Below are 15,370 nucleotides of genomic sequence, written 5' to 3' on the forward strand. Positions count from 1 at the left end.
GTAAACAGGCAAAAAGCTCGTATAATGCCGGCCGCTTGGCCCAAATCCGCTAACTCATTAATTCCCTTGGAAAAAATGCTAAATAAAAAATCCGTCTTCAGTGTTATTTTTTGGCTGTTACTCGCAGGCGTAAGCGTTACCGCGGTTACATTTGCCGGGCTTTACTTATATTTGAGCCCTAAATTGCCGCCGGTTGATAGTTTGCGACAAGTTAAATTACAGACCCCGCTTAGGATTTATTCAAGTGACGGGAAACTTATTGGTGAGTTTGGTGAACAGCGTCGCACCCCGTTGAAATATAACCAAATTCCGCCGCTGTATTTAAAAGCATTGTTGGCGGCAGAAGACGCAGAATTCTTTGAACATCATGGCGTTTCCTTAAAAGGCATGTTGCGCGCAGCTTCACAAATATTGAAATCTGGCGAGATCCAGTCGGGCGGAAGCACGCTTACACAGCAATTGGCGCGCGATTTCTTCTTAACGCGCAAGCAAGTTTTCTCGCGAAAATTCAACGAAATTCTACTTTCGATCCAAATTGAGCAAGAGTTCACAAAAGAAGAAATTCTTGAACTTTTCAACAACAAAATGTTTTTTGGCAACCGTGCTTATGGACTGCAGGCCGCCGCTCAAATTTATTATGGTAAAGATGTTCAAGATTTAACCATAGCACAGAACGCCATGATCGTCGGGGTATTAAAAGCCCCCTCCGCCTATAACCCTGTTGCCAACCCAAAGCGCGCAATGACTCGCCGCAATTGGATCATTGGCCGCATGTATGAACTTCAATTTATCGATAAAGCCGCTTACGACGCCGCTATCCGCGAACCCAACACCGCATCTATTCACGGCAGCGGACAAGAAACTCAAGCCCCTTATATTTCAGAGATGGCACGCAAAGAAGCGATTGACCGCTTTGGCGAAGCAGCTTACACAGAGGGCTACAAAGTTTTCACTACGGTAGACAGTGCAATGCAGGCCACAGCGCAAGTTGCCGTGGTTAATGGTTTGATGAATTACGACGAGCGCCACGGTTACCGCGGCCCGGAAAAACACCTGCAGCCATCAACCCTACCGGATATGGAAGACTGGCAGGATCAGCTTCAGTCCATACCGGTTTTAGGGGGATTGGAGCCTGTAGCAATAGTATCCGTAGCGGATAAGAGCATCAGCGTACTCAAATCCAACGGCGAACGACTTGAGCTGGATTGGCAACACGGCTTGTCGGATAAACGTCCCTATTTAACCGAAGATAGCCGCGGCCCGGCGCCCAAATCGGCGAAGGACTTTTTGCATCCTGGCGATGTTGTTCGCGTGGGACGCGACAAAGACGGTCAACCTCGCCTATCGCAAGTTCCGGAAGCTCAAAGCGCCCTGGTATCGCTAGACCCTAACAGCGGTGCTATTCGGGCGTTGGTGGGTGGTTTCGATTTCAACCAGAGCCACTTCAACCGCGTAACCCAAGGTACACGTCAACCGGGTTCAAGTTTCAAACCTCTGCTTTACACCTGTGCGCTTGAGCACGGGTTCACCCCAGCAACAATGATTAATGACGCCCCGATTGTCATTCGCAACGAATACACGGGCGAAGTATGGCGGCCAGAAAACGACGAAGGCGAGTTTGACGGCCCAATCAGTCTGCGCCGCGCGCTTTACCGCTCCAAAAACCTTGTTTCTATTCGTATCCTGAAAAGCCTTGGGGTGGACACACTCATCGATAGCCTCGAGCGCTTCGGATTTAATAAGAAGGAATTCCCCCGCGAACTCGCGCTAGCGCTTGGCGCCCACGGCCTGACCCCAATGCAGATGGCAACGGCTTATGCGAGCTTTGCAAACGGCGGCTTCAAGATCGATCCTTACCTAATTAGCCGCATCGAAAACGGTAAAGGCGAAGTGGTTTACGAGGCGCATCCAAAACGCGTATGCAAAACCTGCCCTGAGAAAAAGCCAGAAGCAACCGCCGATCAAACAGATGTATCGCCCACCGGTGAAACCATTGTTGAAGAAGAACATGCGCCGCGGATTATCGATGCGCGCATCGCCTATATCATGGATTCAATCTTGAAAGATGTAATCGACAAAGGTACAGGCGTAGCGGCAAAAACCTTGGGCCGTACCGATTTGGCCGGTAAAACTGGAACCACCAACGGACCGCGCGACACTTGGTTCTCAGGCTACAACCCGAACCTGACCACGACTGTTTGGGTGGGTATTGATAAAAATACGCTCTTGGGAAGACGTGAGTTCGGCTCGACTGCTGCCTTGCCTATTTGGATCGACTTTATGCGAACAGCGCTCGAGGGCATTCCGAATCAGGTAGTTCGTCAGCCAGAGGGCATTATCACCGTTCGCATCAATGCCGATACCGGCAAACCGGCGCAACCGGGCGACACCAATACTATTTTTGAGATTTTCCCAACTGAGATTTCTGCGTCTGGTTCTACACCCGCGGGCATAGAAGATGAAGCGCCTGCCGCTGAGACTCTGCCAGATGGAGTGCTTTAAGCTAGGCTTGCTGCCGCTTCTCTTGCGGGAAGCGGCTCATGATCTGGAGATGTTTATGATTTAAGGAACCATCTCCAAATTCCCCGCAATGCGCGGTTGGATCACGAGTGATTTAAAGGATTTTCCATCGCTGTTTTTGTTGGGTTTATCCGACTTTCGATTAACAACCCAACCGCGCACTTCTACTATTTGGCCTTCATAGGCATTCCAGTCCACTGACGGAAACTGCTTCAAATCGTCCTCGGAAATCTGGATAACGAGTGGCCCGTCCAACTCCAGCCAAACAGCTCGCTTGATGCTTAGGTTCGCGACTCTTCCCTTGATGCGCTGAAAACCGGTGTCGTCTTGCGTGAGCGATGCGGCAGGTTTCGCCTGCCAGTTGGCATGACTCCAAATTCCCAAACCTTTTTTACGCGCTACAGACTCTTGGGCACTCAAGCAATCATTGAGGCTAAGGTTCGGTGGAATAGCGACGTGAAAGGCTAAGCCCGAACGCAACAAGCCAGCAGCCAAACTGTTTTCGTCAGCATCGTAGACATGTGCGAGAGTGCGGCCATAGCGGTCCGTTGTCTCTCGATCGTAAAACAGTCTTATGGATTTCGCAGACTTGATAAAACGCTCAGCTGCCCTGCGTGAATCCTCAGCCAAAGCTTGGCCGGCTTTGTCATTACCATGGTCGATTTCCGGCGCATTTATGCCTAGAACGCGCACATGTCGACCATCTTCCAGCTTGAGGGTATCGCCATCATAAACCTTGGTCACGACGACTTTTTCACCCGTGCCAGCGGGCATGCAATCAGCATTTGCCAGCTGCACATTCAAAAGCCCAAAAAGCAAAACGCCGAGGGTTTGCACACTCGGCGTTTTGAATTTTCGGCCTGGAATTCTCACCAGACTCACCAACAATCGCTTACTTTTTAGCGCCAATACGGCTTGCGAAGCGTTTGGTGAACTTGTCGATACGACCACCGGTATCAACGATTTTTTGCTTGCCAGTGTAGAAAGGGTGGCATTCGCTGCACACGTCTACGTGGAATTCGCTTTTACCCAAGGTAGAAGCGGTGGTGAAGTTATTGCCGCAGCTGCAGCTAACGTTCACAGCAACGTAATTTGGATGAATTTCTGGTTTCATGATAGTTCGCCTAAGTAATCTGTGCCGCCACCCGGACGCTTGCCGAGCACCGCACATCGGTTAATAAAATGGGCTCTTTTAGAGAGGCGGGGATGCTACCAGAATTCAGCATCAAAGCAAGCAAAAAAGCTCGCCTACCCGCCATTTCCTATGAGCGCCACCATAAACCTCTGAGCGCTGAATGCTTAACCCACTTTGCTGTGATTATGAGCCATTGATTGGCGCTGGCCTGCTTTTTGCTCAACCACTATCAAATGAGTTTGACCGACGTTTTTCTGACAGAGAGGCCTTCAATCATGGATTCACAAACCCTAATTCAATTAACTGACACTTCGCTCAAAATTGGGCTGGGCGCGTTGATTGCGGCGCTTGTAGCCTGGCTAATTCTCTGGCGCAGCGCCCAGCAAAATAGCGGGCCGCGCGAAAATCGCCGGTTGCAAATATTGGAAGAAGTATCCGCGCAGGTAGGTACCGTAACCCACATCTTCGCCAAATATTCGTCGTTAGTGGTGGAGTCAATTCAATTTGGTGATCGTTGGCCGGCAGCGCGCCGTCAAGAATTAGATTTGGTCAATACCGAGCTGGTTAACGAATTCCGTAAGCTTGCCGATGCAGAAGCAAAGCTCTTGATGCTGGGCGAAAAGAATCTCGAGCGCAGCTTGCGCTTGTACGGGGCCAAAATCGCCGTATTCCGCAAACAAGTTTATGTGTGCCGTAAAGATATAACCCACGAGCAAATCACCACCCTCAAGATGGGTGTTAACCAAGTTCGTGAAGCCTTTTATGACATGCTGAGCCGTAAATACGATCGCCTGCTCGCGACAAGTTAAAAAGTTTGAAGATTACCCATGAAGCCCGGCAGACGTCGGGCTTTCTATTGTTGACCCACTTGTATTTCCGCATAAAAATACAGACTCCACCCAAATTCCCGCCGCCAACACCTTCAACATTTTAAAGACAACTATATGAGCTGGATTATTACTAAATATTTAATTACCGCAGGTCTTGTGGTGTTTATTTCAGAAGTTGCGAAGCGCAGCGACAAACTGGGCGGGCTGATTGCTGCCCTACCTATGGTGACAGTCTTAACACTGATCTGGTTGTACGTAGAAAAACAATCGCCCGAAAAAATTGCCAACCATGCGTGGTACACCTTTTGGTACGTAGTTCCCACCCTTCCCATGTTTTTAGTTTTTCCCTGGCTGCTAACGCGGTTTGGATTTTGGCCAACCATGTTAGCGTCGGTTGTAATCACGCTCGGCTGCTTTTACGCATTTGCCATTCTGGTCAAGCGCTTTGGTATTGAATTACTTTAATTTGCAATTATTGCATTGTTTGCTGGTGCGCTAGCCGGTCGGCTAGGAAAAAATTTGAGTTTTTAAGCCGCAACAAACACCGGTGCAAAGCCGCCGCCCTGCGTTCGAAAGTTAGTCGTTTGACCTTGATATAAACGCGCAGCAATCAGCTGAATATGCCCCCTATAAACGTAAGCGCGGATATCCATCTTAAGTGCGGTTGGCGTCCTATCAACTAAAATTCCGCGCTCGCTGGGCAACACAATTTGCTGCGCAACATAATCGCTTTGCAAAATTTCATCCCAAACACGCTTGGTGATTTTGTCCCCACGATAAGCAGCACGACTACCGAAACCTGATGCTGGTTTAAAAAACAACTGCCGCCGCTCTGCCCATAAATGCGGTGCATTGTGCGCTCTAACGGCTTGGGTAGGAGGAATACCTGCGCGCAGGATGGCACAATCCTGAGCGCTTGCACCGAGCTCTTTTAAACGCTGCTCATCACTTAGAATGATGAGATTACGCTTGTCTGCATAGAGAGCGTGCTGGTGCGGATTGGGGGTTAGCACAATGAGATTTTGAATATAAGCTTGCCGCAAGATATTAAGTGATTCACCCACCAACGAAAAATCTGTCAAACGGTTGTACACCAAATCAATTGCTTTGCCCTGACAAAATAATCGTTGTTCGCTTAGATACAACTCGGACGGATCGGCAATAACCGCGACAATCCCCTCACGCTCAAATAACCGTTGCGCCATTTTAAATTCAGGATAAAGAAATTGTTGCGTCGGATTTTCATCCACAATCGCAACAGATGTTAGCGGCTTATCGCCATGAGCCAATTGCCATTCGTGTTTAAACATAGCAATAAACTCTTGATCAAGTCGCGGCTTCAATCGCGGCACTAAATGCCCCGCTGCACGACAACACTCGGTTTGCGCACTCGCCAATACAGAATTTAAAAACGCACCACCTGCGTTTGTATTTATCTCAATAACTTTTGGTCCCGACTCACTCAAATGAAAATCGTAACCCATAAACACGCCAGCAGTGCCTGGGTTAAATACTGCAATAGCAGGAGCTCGCGCCAGAATTTCGCGCTGATAGGCTGGCAGAGCCACAACGCGTTCTACCGCGCGGACTATATCGTGCATTTGTTGCTGTTGAGCGGGTGATATGAATACGGTGGTGTTGGAAAACAGCTGCGGGTGAGATATTAAAATATCTTGATTGATATTATCGGATTGCAAAATTTTATTGAGCTGCGAGGAATCCAATGTTTTACAAAAGCAATCGTGGTTTAGCAACTCCGCACTACTGGAACAGTCTGCATGGCAGTCAGCAGATTTATCTTGATTCATGTCGATTAACCACCTGTGTAGGCGACAATCCCAGCGAGAGAAATGCCGCTATTGCGATAAAACCAGCTGATGTCCACAAACAGGCCGCAAACCCAAATTGTTGGTACACCCAACCCGACAAAAGTGTACCTACCAAACGGCCGCCCGCGTTAGCCATATAATAGAAACCAATATCCAAAGATGCGCCATCTTCCTTCGCGTAACTCACAATTAAATAGCTATGCAGGGACGAGTTGATGGCAAATACAATTCCGAATACACATAAGCCAGTCATTAAAGCAGCAGTCATGTTTAACTGCGATGACATACCTAGTGCGATGAGTGCAGTGATAACCGCGAGCAAAATTGCCCACCACAATGCACTGCGGCCATCGGGTATTTTTCCACTGGATTTTCCAGTAATTTGCGGAGCGAGCGATTGCACCACGCCATAACCAATTACCCACGCGGCTAAGAACCCACCCACGCGCCAAAAATCCCAACTTAATTGACTGCTTAAAAAAACGGGTAAGGCAACTACAAACCAAATATCGCGCGCGCCAAATAAAAAGAAGCGCGCTGCGGACAAAAGGTTGACTGAGTGGCTTTTGGAAAACACATCACCGAATTTGGGTTTAGCTTTTGCTTTACCTAAATCTTGTTTAAGCCAAAGCATACTCACGCACCAACACACACTCAGCACTCCAGCCATAATGAGTACGGATGTAGTAAAACCCACGAGCGCAAGTAATGCCCCGCCCAAGAAGAATCCAATACCTTTAAGCGCATTCTTCGAACCGGTCAGCAATGCAACCCATTTAAAAAGCTGCGTGTGTTGATCCGCCGAAACCAAACCTTTTATAGCGCTTTTCGCGCTCATTTTATTCAGGTCTTTCGCAATTCCAGATAAAGCTTGCGCACCCATCACCAGCGGCACACTTAGAAAATGGGTGGGAACAGCAAGCAAAAGCAACGCAATAATTTGTAGCCCTAAGCCTATGTTCATAGTGCGATTCAAACCAATACGCGCACCTAAATAGCCGCCAAACAAATTGGTTACCACACCAAAGAATTCGTAGAACAAAAACAATGATGCAACTTGCAAAGGGCTGTAACCCAGCTGATGAAAATACAAAACCACCAGCATGCGCAAAGCGCCATCGGTCAAGGTAAACGCCCAATAGTTACCCGTCACTAAAGCGTATTGGCGAACGCTAGAATTCATTGGTCTGCCAAGCCCACAAGTTTCGCTAATTCCGCAGTGCGGTTAGCGTAGCCCCACTCGTTGTCGTACCACGCGTAAATTTTTACCTGCGTTTTATTGGTGACCATTGTAGAAAGCGCATCCACAATGGACGACCGTGGGTCGCCGCAATAATCATTCGAAACCAGCGGCAATTCTTCGTAGCCCAAAATATTTTTCAGTTCATGTTCGCTTGCAGCTTTTAATAGGCTGTTTACTTCTTCCACTGTGGTTTCGCGTTCAACTTCGAACACACAATCTGTCAGCGATGCATTCGCTAGCGGTACACGCACTGCGTGGCCATTCAAGCGCCCGCGCAACTCGGGGAATATTTCTGCAATCGCGGTTGCTGAACCTGTTGTGGTGGGAATTAAATTGGAGCCCGATGAACGTGCGCGGCGTAAATCTTTGTGCGGCTGATCCAGAATACTTTGCGTATTGGTGAGATTGTGAATGGTAGTAATAGAACCGTGGCGAATGCCGAGTTTTTCGTGAATCACTTTAACAACAGGCGCAAGGCAATTGGTTGTGCAGGATGCCGCCGTGACTATGCGGTGCTCTGCGGGATTAAATAGATGCTGGTTCACCCCCATCACAATATTCAACGCGCCCGCTTCTTTAACAGGCGCACTGACCACAACGCGCTTTACGCCTTGATCAAGATACGCCTGCAATACAGCAACACTTTTCATTTTGCCGCTGCATTCAATCACCACATCACACGAGGACCAATCCGTATCACTTATTGTTTTGTTGTAGGTCACGTTAATGCGGTGCTCGCCAATCAAAAGCACATTTCCCTCTGAACTCACGGGCTCCTTTAATGTACCTTGGATAGAATCAAATTTAAGTAAATGCGCAAAAGTCGCCGCGTCACCTGCGGGGTCGTTAATTTGTACAAACTCAAACTCTGGCCACAGGTAAGACGCTCGCAAAGCTAAACGGCCGATGCGACCGAATCCGTTGATGCCGACTTTAATTTTTTTCATTTCAATTTTCTCATTTCAATTTGAATACCAATTAACAACAGCGGTTGGGACGATCCTGCATGTCACAAAGGCGTTGCAGATTTTCTGCTAGCCATTCGTGATGCGCGGTGGCTAGGTTATTCAGCATTTGTGTTGCCCACTCCGGCAGGTCGGGATGCAAACGGTAATAAATCCATTGCCCTTGGCGGCGATCCGCCAACAGCTCAGCTTCGCGCAAAAGCGCTAAATGGCGGGAAATTTTGGGTTGGATTTCGTCGAGCGCGCAGGTTAGCTCGCATACGCACAGCTCTTGCTCACTGGTAATGAGCAACGCTATGCGCGCTCGCGTAGGGTCGGCGAGCGCTTTGCAAATAAGGTCGGGAGTCAACAAGGGTTCTGCCTCAGGCAATACATATACGGAAATCAATATATATGAAATTTCGTATATGTAAATTGCCAGAGGAGTTTCTAGAGAGACGGGCGCTTGTTAGCGTTCCAAAAGCGCCAATTTGTTGGGCACACCATCCCATTTTTCATGGTCTGGCAAAGCGTCTTTAACGATAGAAATTTCCGGCCAGATATCTGCAAGCTCCGCATTTAAGGCAATGAAGTGCTTTTGATCTTCGGGGACTTCGTCCTCTTCAAATATGGCGCCAATCGGGCATTCCACTGGGCACAGATTGCAATCAATACAGGAAACCGGGTCAATCACTAAAAAATTGGGGCCTTCTCTGAATGCATCGGTCGGGCAAACCGCCACGCAGGTCGTATGTTTGCACTTGATACAGTTTTCGGTCACTACAAATGGCATAACAGCTCCATCGCGGAAAATTTCCGCCACTCTATTCAAAAAATCAATATCTGTAAAACTGATTGTATTTATAAGCAGTATCAGTTTTTGTGATGACCAGTTTGGCTTCATCCCCATCGCTAGGCCGTGCACAGCACCGGTAAAACTTGCTCACCCGTATTCCTAAGCTAGGCTTAGAAAAAAGAAACCGCACAACCATTCATTTTGTAGGGATAAGCAGCATGCAAACAACGCAAATTCATCTGAAGTCCTTAACCAACCTTGATCAGCTCAACCCACTTTCCGCTTTTGCGCCCGATTTAATCATTGTGTTCGGGGCGGTAAGTTTCTTTGACTCGCCCCTGCTTACCGAAACCTTATCTAAACTCGCACCAGAAGCGGCTCTACTCGGTTGTTCGACGGCTGGTGAGATAGCCGTAGATCGAGTTTATGACAACAGCTGCATAGTTACTGCCGTTAAATTTGCCCATACACAGCTAAAAGCTGTGACTACCGAAATCCTATCCATGGCTGACTCTTACTCTGCCGGCCAACGACTCGGAAGCGCACTCGATCACCAAAATCTAGCCGCGGTACTCCTTCTAGGCACAGGTGTTGAGATCAATGGAAGTGCGCTGGTTTCGGGTCTTGAGCAAAGCCTTCCCCGTGGTGTCAGTATTTCAGGCGGGCTGGCGGCAGATGCCGGCGCGTTTAAACAGACATGGACTCTCGGCCCTGCAGGCGCTAGCGATAAACATTTGGTCGCCATTGGGCTTTACGGCGATAAAATTCAGCTGAGCTACGGCACATTTGCAGGTTGGGAACCCTTTGGCCCGGCACGAAAAGTAACGCGTTGCGATGGTAATGTTCTGTATGAGCTTGATGGAACCCGAGCACTGGACGTTTACAAACGTTACTTGGGCGATTACGCCAAAGATCTTCCAGGTTCAGGATTATTGTTCCCATTCGCCATGCTTAACAACGAACGCGAAAAGCAGGGTATTTTCCGCACTATTCTCGCTGTAAATGAAGATGAAGGATCGCTCACACTGGCCGGCGATATAGACCCAAACGGTTATCTCGAATTAATGCATTCCAGTACGGAAAAATTAATAAATGGCGCCGAAACTGCCGCACAAACCGCTAAAAAAACGCACGCCGACGCGCCCGGTGAAAGCCTTGCGATTCTGGTGAGTTGTATCGGACGCAAACTCGTGATGGGTGACCGTATTGACGAGGAAGTGGAAGCCGTTGCCGACACTCTCGGAAAAAACACCACCATCACAGGCTATTACTCAAACGGCGAAATTGCCGGTACCGAGTTTCTCAGCGAATGCCGGCTGCACAACCAAACCATGACAATTACCTGGATTAGCGAAAACGCATGAGTACCCTCTAAACATGCATCCAACTCTCTCACGACAACTCCGACGTTTATGTGGAGTTGAATCAGACAGCGAATTATCTGAGCGCTTGTCCAGCCTCCAAGCGCTTGACCTATCGCCGCAACTACGTGAATTTACTGAGGGAATTCAGGAACTGTTGGTTCGTGTTAATGCCACTTATGAACAAAATGACCGGGACCTAGATTTGCGTTCGCGCAGTCTGGAACAAAGCTCCGCGGAACTGAACGCCATTAACCAACAAATACGAACAGATATCGCAAGCCGAAACCGCGTTTTGCAATATGTTCGCGATGCGGCAATTAAACTGCTAGATCAAAGTGAAGAAGCTTTTTGCGTGCCTTTCGCCGATGATCTGGAAGGTTTTTCTTCGCTACTTTCCAGCCTGATTGAGCAACAAGAACAGCGCCGGCTTGAACTGTTCAATCAGCGTTTTGCCATGGATCAGCACGCCATTGTAAGCATTACAGATACCAAAGGTGTTATCCGTTATGTGAACGATAAGTTTTGCGATATTAGCGGCTATACACGCGAAGAATTAATAGGACATACACACGCTATTGTTAATTCAAAAACACACGATGCTGAGTTTTTCAAACACTTATGGCAAACCATCAGCACAGGAAAAGTGTGGCACAACGAGATTTGCAATAAATCGCGAAGCGGTAAATTGTATTGGGTAGACAGTACGATTGTTCCCTTTTTAGAGGACTCAGGAAAGCCGTACCAATACATTAGCATTCGTACTGACATTACCGAACGCAAGCGCATGGCTGAAAAAATTCTGGCGAGCGAGCAACAATACCGGAATTTGGTCGAGAACGTGCGCGAAGTTATTTTTCAGATGAACCACGAAGGCCGCATGATGTTTTTGAATCCCGCGTGGGAGGAAATTACACATTTCAAATTGGAAGAAACCATTGGGCGAAGCTTTATGGATTTTGTCCATTACGACGATTTGGACCAAGCGGCCGAAACTTTTCAAAAATTGTGCGATTGCGACATTACCGTCTACAAGGGTGAATTTCGTTTTTACACCAAAAACGAACAGTTTTGCTGGTTTGAACTTACCATTCAAAGTGAAGTGGATGAATCCACCAATAACCTACGTTTTACCGGAACACTGAACGACGTAACAGAACGCCGACGTATAGCCCAACTGCAATCGGAATTCGTATCGGTGGTCAGCCATGAGTTGCGCACTCCCATTACATCAATTCGCGGTGCGCTTGGCATTTTGGAATCAGGCAAGGCTGGCACCATAGCAGACGATCCTTTAAAGCTTATTAAAATTGCCCATAAAAATAGCCAGCGGTTAGTCGCACTGGTAAATGATATTCTCGATATGGAAAAGCTCACTGCAGGCAAAATGAGCTTGAACAAAGATTTAATCAACCTCACCACCTTAGTAGAGCTCGCCATAGAATCCAACACCGCCTATGCACAAACTTACAACACACGTTTTGCACTCACAGACAAACCGGTCGAAGCAATGGTGATCGCTGATGCAGATCGTTTGATGCAAGTTATGAATAATTTATTTTCAAACGCAGCCAAATTTTCTCCTGCAGATCACGCAGTTGATATCGCGATTAGCGTCACTGATGGCGATGCGAAAGTGTCTGTGCGTGACTACGGTCCGGGTATCCCGCTGGAGTTCCGGTCACGTATTTTTAGCGCTTTCGCACAAGCGGATAGTTCCGACACTCGCAAGCAGGGCGGGACTGGATTGGGATTAAAAATCAGCAAAACCTTAATCGAAAAAATGGGGGGGGACATAGGCTTTGAAAGTGAACTTGGCGCGGGAAGCTGCTTCTGGTTCAGCCTGCCCTTGGCTCGGCAATAGAGACTCTTTCTCCATTCTTCGCATTATCCCTCCCTCGCAAAAGCATAAGCCTATTTTCATCACTCCATTTCTGGGACAATAGTACCCCGTAATCTCCACCGCGCAGTACCCATCTATGAATACCAACGTCACCAACCTCTTCGATCACCCCCGCTACTGGGCAGAATGCTACGGCCCCGCGCCTTTTTTGCCGATGAGCCGAGCGGAAATGGACAAGTTGGGCTGGGATTCCTGCGACATTATCATCGTGTGCGGTGACGCCTATGTGGATCACCCTAGCTTTGGAATGGCGGTTATCGGACGTTTTCTGGAATCGCAAGGCTTCCGCGTCGGCATAATCGCGCAACCAGATTGGAAAAGTGCAGAACCCTTCAAAGCCTTGGGTAAACCGAATCTGTTTTTTGGCGTGAGCGCGGGCAACATGGACTCCATGATCAACCGCTACACCGCCGATCTGCGTTTGCGCTCAGATGACGCCTACACCCCCGGCGGCATTGGCGGTAAACGCCCCGACCGCTGCGTGACCGTATACAGCCAGCGCTGCAAAGAAGCCTACAAAGACGTGCCCATTGTGCTCGGCGGTATCGAGGCCAGTTTGCGCCGTATCGCTCAGTACGATTACTGGAGCAACGAAGTACGCCGCTCGGTATTGATCGACGCCACCGCCGATATTCTTCTCTACGGTAACGCAGAGCGCGCAATTGCTGATATCGCCCATGCATTAGCGCAAGGCAAAAAAATCCACGAGCTGACCGATTTACGGGGTACCGCCGTCGTTCGCAAGGCGCCACCTGCTGGTTGGACCGAAATTGATTCAACGCGCATCGATTGGCCGGGGCATATCGATAAATTGCCGAACCCTTACGAGTACCAGCACGACACAAAATCTGTGGTAGATGCTGCGCAAGTTGATACCAACAATTCGCAAGTGGGTTTGCGTCAGCTCGACCCTGACAAGATGGATGCACAAATCGCAGCTTTAAATGCGTCTAACGAACTCACTACCATTGGCTGCCCTGCGCAAGGCGAAACCTCAGCAAAAGCTTTGGAGCCGGACGCAGAGCAAGCTATTCGCATCATTCCTATGCCGCTACAAAACCGTAGCGACTTGGCTGATGACGATAAGGTTTACGTACGTTTACCCGCATTTGAAAAGGTGCGTAACGATCCCATTTTGTATGCGCATGCGTCGCGGGTTTTGCATCAAGAAGCCAACCCTTACAACGCGCGCCCCTTAATTCAAAAGCACGGTAACCGCGAAATCTGGATAAACCCGCCACCGATTCCACTGGCAACCGATGAACTCGATGGTGTGTTCGATTTACCTTACGCACGCGTGCCGCATCCAAGCTACGGCAATCAAAAAATTCCCGCGTACGACATGATTAAAACATCCGTGAATATTATGCGCGGGTGTTTTGGCGGCTGTACGTTCTGTTCAATTACAGAACACGAAGGCCGCATTATTCAAAGCCGTTCGCAAGAATCTATTTTGAAAGAAATTGAAGATATCCGCGAAAAAGTGCCTGGCTTTACGGGCCATATTTCCGACTTAGGCGGCCCTACAGCGAACATGTATCGCCTAACCTGTAAGGATATGCCCACGCTATCCAAGTGCCGCCGCTTGTCTTGTGTGTATCCCACTATTTGTAAAAATTTAATTACAGATCACAAGCACACCACGGCGCTCTATCGCGCAGCGCGAAAACTAAAAGGCGTCAATCGTATTTCCATCGCCTCAGGTTTGCGCTACGACCTTGCAGTGCAAGACCCCGAATACGTAAAAGAATTAGTGACGCACCATGTGGGCGGCTATTTGAAAATTGCACCCGAGCACACCGAGGAAGGCCCGCTCGCGCAAATGATGAAGCCCAAAATGAGTAGCTATTACGAATTCAAAAAAATGTTCGACAAATTCTCCAAGGAAGCGGGCAAAAAACAATATTTAATTCCCTACTTCATTGCCGCACACCCCGGCACAAAAGATGAAGACATGGTGAACATGGCGTTATGGTTAAAGAAAAACAATTTTGAAGTGGATCAGGTACAAACCTTTTATCCATCGCCTATGTCGTTGGCCACGGCAATGTACGTAAGCGAGCGCAACCCGCTCAAAAAGTTGACCTACAAAAGCGGAAAAATAACCATTCCACGCGGACTGGAGCAACGTCGTTTGCAAAAAGCCTTACTGCGTTACCACGACCCCGCCGGCTGGCCAATGATTCGTGAGGCTCTGGTAAAAATGCGCAAAGGCCATTTAATTGGTTCAGCGGCTTCTGCATTAATTCCAGCGGAAGATCCAAAGGCAAATAATCGCAACACAAAACCGGCAAGCAGAAATCCATCACCCAATGCACGCGCGCAAGCGAGTATAAACACTCGCACTAAGAACGTGGCAGCAACTACCGTTAAAAAGCCAGCAGCAAAAGCATTTGGCGATAAGTTTGAAAGCGCGAGAAAATTTAACAATCTGTTAAATGCAAAAGGTGCAGGAACCGGCAAGCCAAAAGCTTCACAACCGCAAAAACCCAAACGATAAATATTCAGTACACTATCAGCCACCAAAAGTGGCTGATAGTGCATCTCACGGTCAATCCACTATTTAGCCATTAATTTCATCATACTTACGCAACGCTCTTCATCCTGCACGGCGTTACTCAAATTTTTAAATACGGCTGGACCGAGAGACGCGTATTGATCGCGCACTTTTGCCAGCGCTTCTTTTCCTTCAAGCGTGCATTGCCGTGGTGAAACCAAGTTATCTGTATAAGCTGCTAAAAAGCGATCGTTGTTACGCGCTTGTATGATGGGCAGTTGGGATTCAATGCGCCCGTTAAACTGGCTACGT

14 protein-coding genes are annotated in these 15,370 nt (G+C 48.4%); 6 read left to right on the plus strand and 8 right to left on the minus strand.

The features are described from left to right. Positions 1-24 precede the first annotated feature (24 nt). Positions 25-2,502, plus strand: a complete 2,478-nt coding sequence (locus U1F02_RS15190; protein WP_409991261.1) for a penicillin-binding protein 1A — start codon at positions 25-27, stop codon at positions 2,500-2,502. A gap of 60 nt (positions 2,503-2,562) precedes the next feature. Here the strand turns inward: U1F02_RS15190 and U1F02_RS15195 are convergent, their stop codons facing one another. Together U1F02_RS15195 and rpmE are read right to left on the minus strand one after the other, a co-directional pair. Further along, complete coding sequence (locus U1F02_RS15195; RefSeq protein WP_409991262.1) at positions 2,563-3,393, minus strand: thermonuclease family protein; 831 nt, start codon at positions 3,391-3,393, stop codon at positions 2,563-2,565. 19 nt (positions 3,394-3,412) lie between these two features. Then, a complete protein-coding gene (gene rpmE, locus U1F02_RS15200; RefSeq protein WP_409991263.1) occupies positions 3,413-3,634 on the minus strand; it encodes a 50S ribosomal protein L31 in 222 nt (73 codons plus the stop codon). 296 nt (positions 3,635-3,930) lie between these two features. On the opposite strand from rpmE, the gene U1F02_RS15205 reads away from it, so the two are divergent. Then, entirely contained in the window at positions 3,931-4,464 is a 534-nt protein-coding gene (locus tag U1F02_RS15205; protein ID WP_409991264.1) for an energy transducer TonB, read from the plus strand. 135 nt (positions 4,465-4,599) lie between these two features. Then, positions 4,600-4,950 (plus strand): DUF3147 family protein, encoded by a 351-nt coding sequence (locus U1F02_RS15210; RefSeq protein ID WP_409991265.1) that lies wholly within the window; start codon positions 4,600-4,602, stop codon positions 4,948-4,950. Between the two features lie 62 nt (positions 4,951-5,012). On the opposite strand, the gene U1F02_RS15215 is transcribed toward U1F02_RS15210, so the two are convergent. The 5 genes from U1F02_RS15215 to fdxA all read right to left on the minus strand — a co-directional run bounded on the left by U1F02_RS15215 (position 5,013) and on the right by fdxA (position 9,294). Continuing rightward, positions 5,013-6,293: a hypothetical protein gene (locus U1F02_RS15215; RefSeq protein WP_409991266.1), complete on the minus strand. Its 1,281-nt coding sequence runs from the start codon at positions 6,291-6,293 to the stop codon at positions 5,013-5,015. After that, positions 6,280-7,497, minus strand: a complete 1,218-nt coding sequence (arsJ, locus tag U1F02_RS15220) for an organoarsenical effux MFS transporter ArsJ (protein WP_409991267.1) — start codon at positions 7,495-7,497, stop codon at positions 6,280-6,282. The genes U1F02_RS15215 and arsJ overlap by 14 nt, the downstream gene beginning before the upstream one ends. Next, positions 7,494-8,504, minus strand: a complete 1,011-nt coding sequence (locus U1F02_RS15225; RefSeq protein WP_409991268.1) for an ArsJ-associated glyceraldehyde-3-phosphate dehydrogenase — start codon at positions 8,502-8,504, stop codon at positions 7,494-7,496. The genes arsJ and U1F02_RS15225 overlap by 4 nt, the downstream gene beginning before the upstream one ends. 31 nt (positions 8,505-8,535) lie before the next feature. After that, positions 8,536-8,871 (minus strand): metalloregulator ArsR/SmtB family transcription factor, encoded by a 336-nt coding sequence (locus tag U1F02_RS15230; protein WP_409991275.1) that lies wholly within the window; start codon positions 8,869-8,871, stop codon positions 8,536-8,538. Between the two features lie 99 nt (positions 8,872-8,970). Then, positions 8,971-9,294, minus strand: coding sequence for a ferredoxin FdxA (gene fdxA / locus U1F02_RS15235; RefSeq protein ID WP_409991269.1), 324 nt, complete (start codon positions 9,292-9,294; stop codon positions 8,971-8,973). A gap of 221 nt (positions 9,295-9,515) precedes the next feature. On the opposite strand from fdxA, the gene U1F02_RS15240 reads away from it, so the two are divergent. The 3 genes from U1F02_RS15240 (at position 9,516) to U1F02_RS15250 (ending at position 15,061) form a co-directional block, all read left to right on the plus strand. Next, positions 9,516-10,661, plus strand: coding sequence for an FIST signal transduction protein (locus U1F02_RS15240; protein WP_409991270.1), 1,146 nt, complete (start codon positions 9,516-9,518; stop codon positions 10,659-10,661). 13 nt (positions 10,662-10,674) lie between these two features. Continuing rightward, entirely contained in the window at positions 10,675-12,522 is a 1,848-nt protein-coding gene (locus tag U1F02_RS15245) for a PAS domain S-box protein (protein ID WP_409991271.1), read from the plus strand. Between the two features lie 115 nt (positions 12,523-12,637). After that, positions 12,638-15,061 (plus strand): YgiQ family radical SAM protein, encoded by a 2,424-nt coding sequence (locus U1F02_RS15250; protein ID WP_409991272.1) that lies wholly within the window; start codon positions 12,638-12,640, stop codon positions 15,059-15,061. Positions 15,062-15,120: 59 nt separating this feature from the next. Here U1F02_RS15250 and U1F02_RS15255 read toward each other — a convergent pair. After that, on the minus strand, positions 15,121-15,370 hold a 250-nt coding region (locus U1F02_RS15255; protein WP_409991273.1), incomplete at its 5' end, for a hypothetical protein.

Source organism: Cellvibrio sp., from assembly GCF_046347455.1.
GTDB lineage: Bacteria > Pseudomonadota > Gammaproteobacteria > Pseudomonadales > Cellvibrionaceae > Cellvibrio.

Bases quoted from the DNA above. Each gene is read 5' to 3' on its own strand.
- U1F02_RS15240 (WP_409991270.1), top strand. From the start codon at position 9,516: ATGCAAACAACGCAAATTCATCTGAAGTCCTTAACCAACCTTGATCAG.
- U1F02_RS15245 (WP_409991271.1), top strand. From the start codon at position 10,675: ATGCATCCAACTCTCTCACGACAACTCCGACGTTTATGTGGAGTTGAA.
- U1F02_RS15225 (WP_409991268.1), bottom strand. From the start codon at position 8,504: ATGAAAAAAATTAAAGTCGGCATCAACGGATTCGGTCGCATCGGCCGT.
- U1F02_RS15205 (WP_409991264.1), top strand. From the start codon at position 3,931: ATGGATTCACAAACCCTAATTCAATTAACTGACACTTCGCTCAAAATT.
- arsJ (WP_409991267.1), bottom strand. From the start codon at position 7,497: ATGAATTCTAGCGTTCGCCAATACGCTTTAGTGACGGGTAACTATTGG.
- U1F02_RS15190 (WP_409991261.1), top strand. From the start codon at position 25: ATGCCGGCCGCTTGGCCCAAATCCGCTAACTCATTAATTCCCTTGGAA.
- rpmE (WP_409991263.1), bottom strand. From the start codon at position 3,634: ATGAAACCAGAAATTCATCCAAATTACGTTGCTGTGAACGTTAGCTGC.
- U1F02_RS15215 (WP_409991266.1), bottom strand. From the start codon at position 6,293: ATGAATCAAGATAAATCTGCTGACTGCCATGCAGACTGTTCCAGTAGT.
- U1F02_RS15210 (WP_409991265.1), top strand. From the start codon at position 4,600: ATGAGCTGGATTATTACTAAATATTTAATTACCGCAGGTCTTGTGGTG.
- fdxA (WP_409991269.1), bottom strand. From the start codon at position 9,294: ATGCCATTTGTAGTGACCGAAAACTGTATCAAGTGCAAACATACGACC.
- U1F02_RS15250 (WP_409991272.1), top strand. From the start codon at position 12,638: ATGAATACCAACGTCACCAACCTCTTCGATCACCCCCGCTACTGGGCA.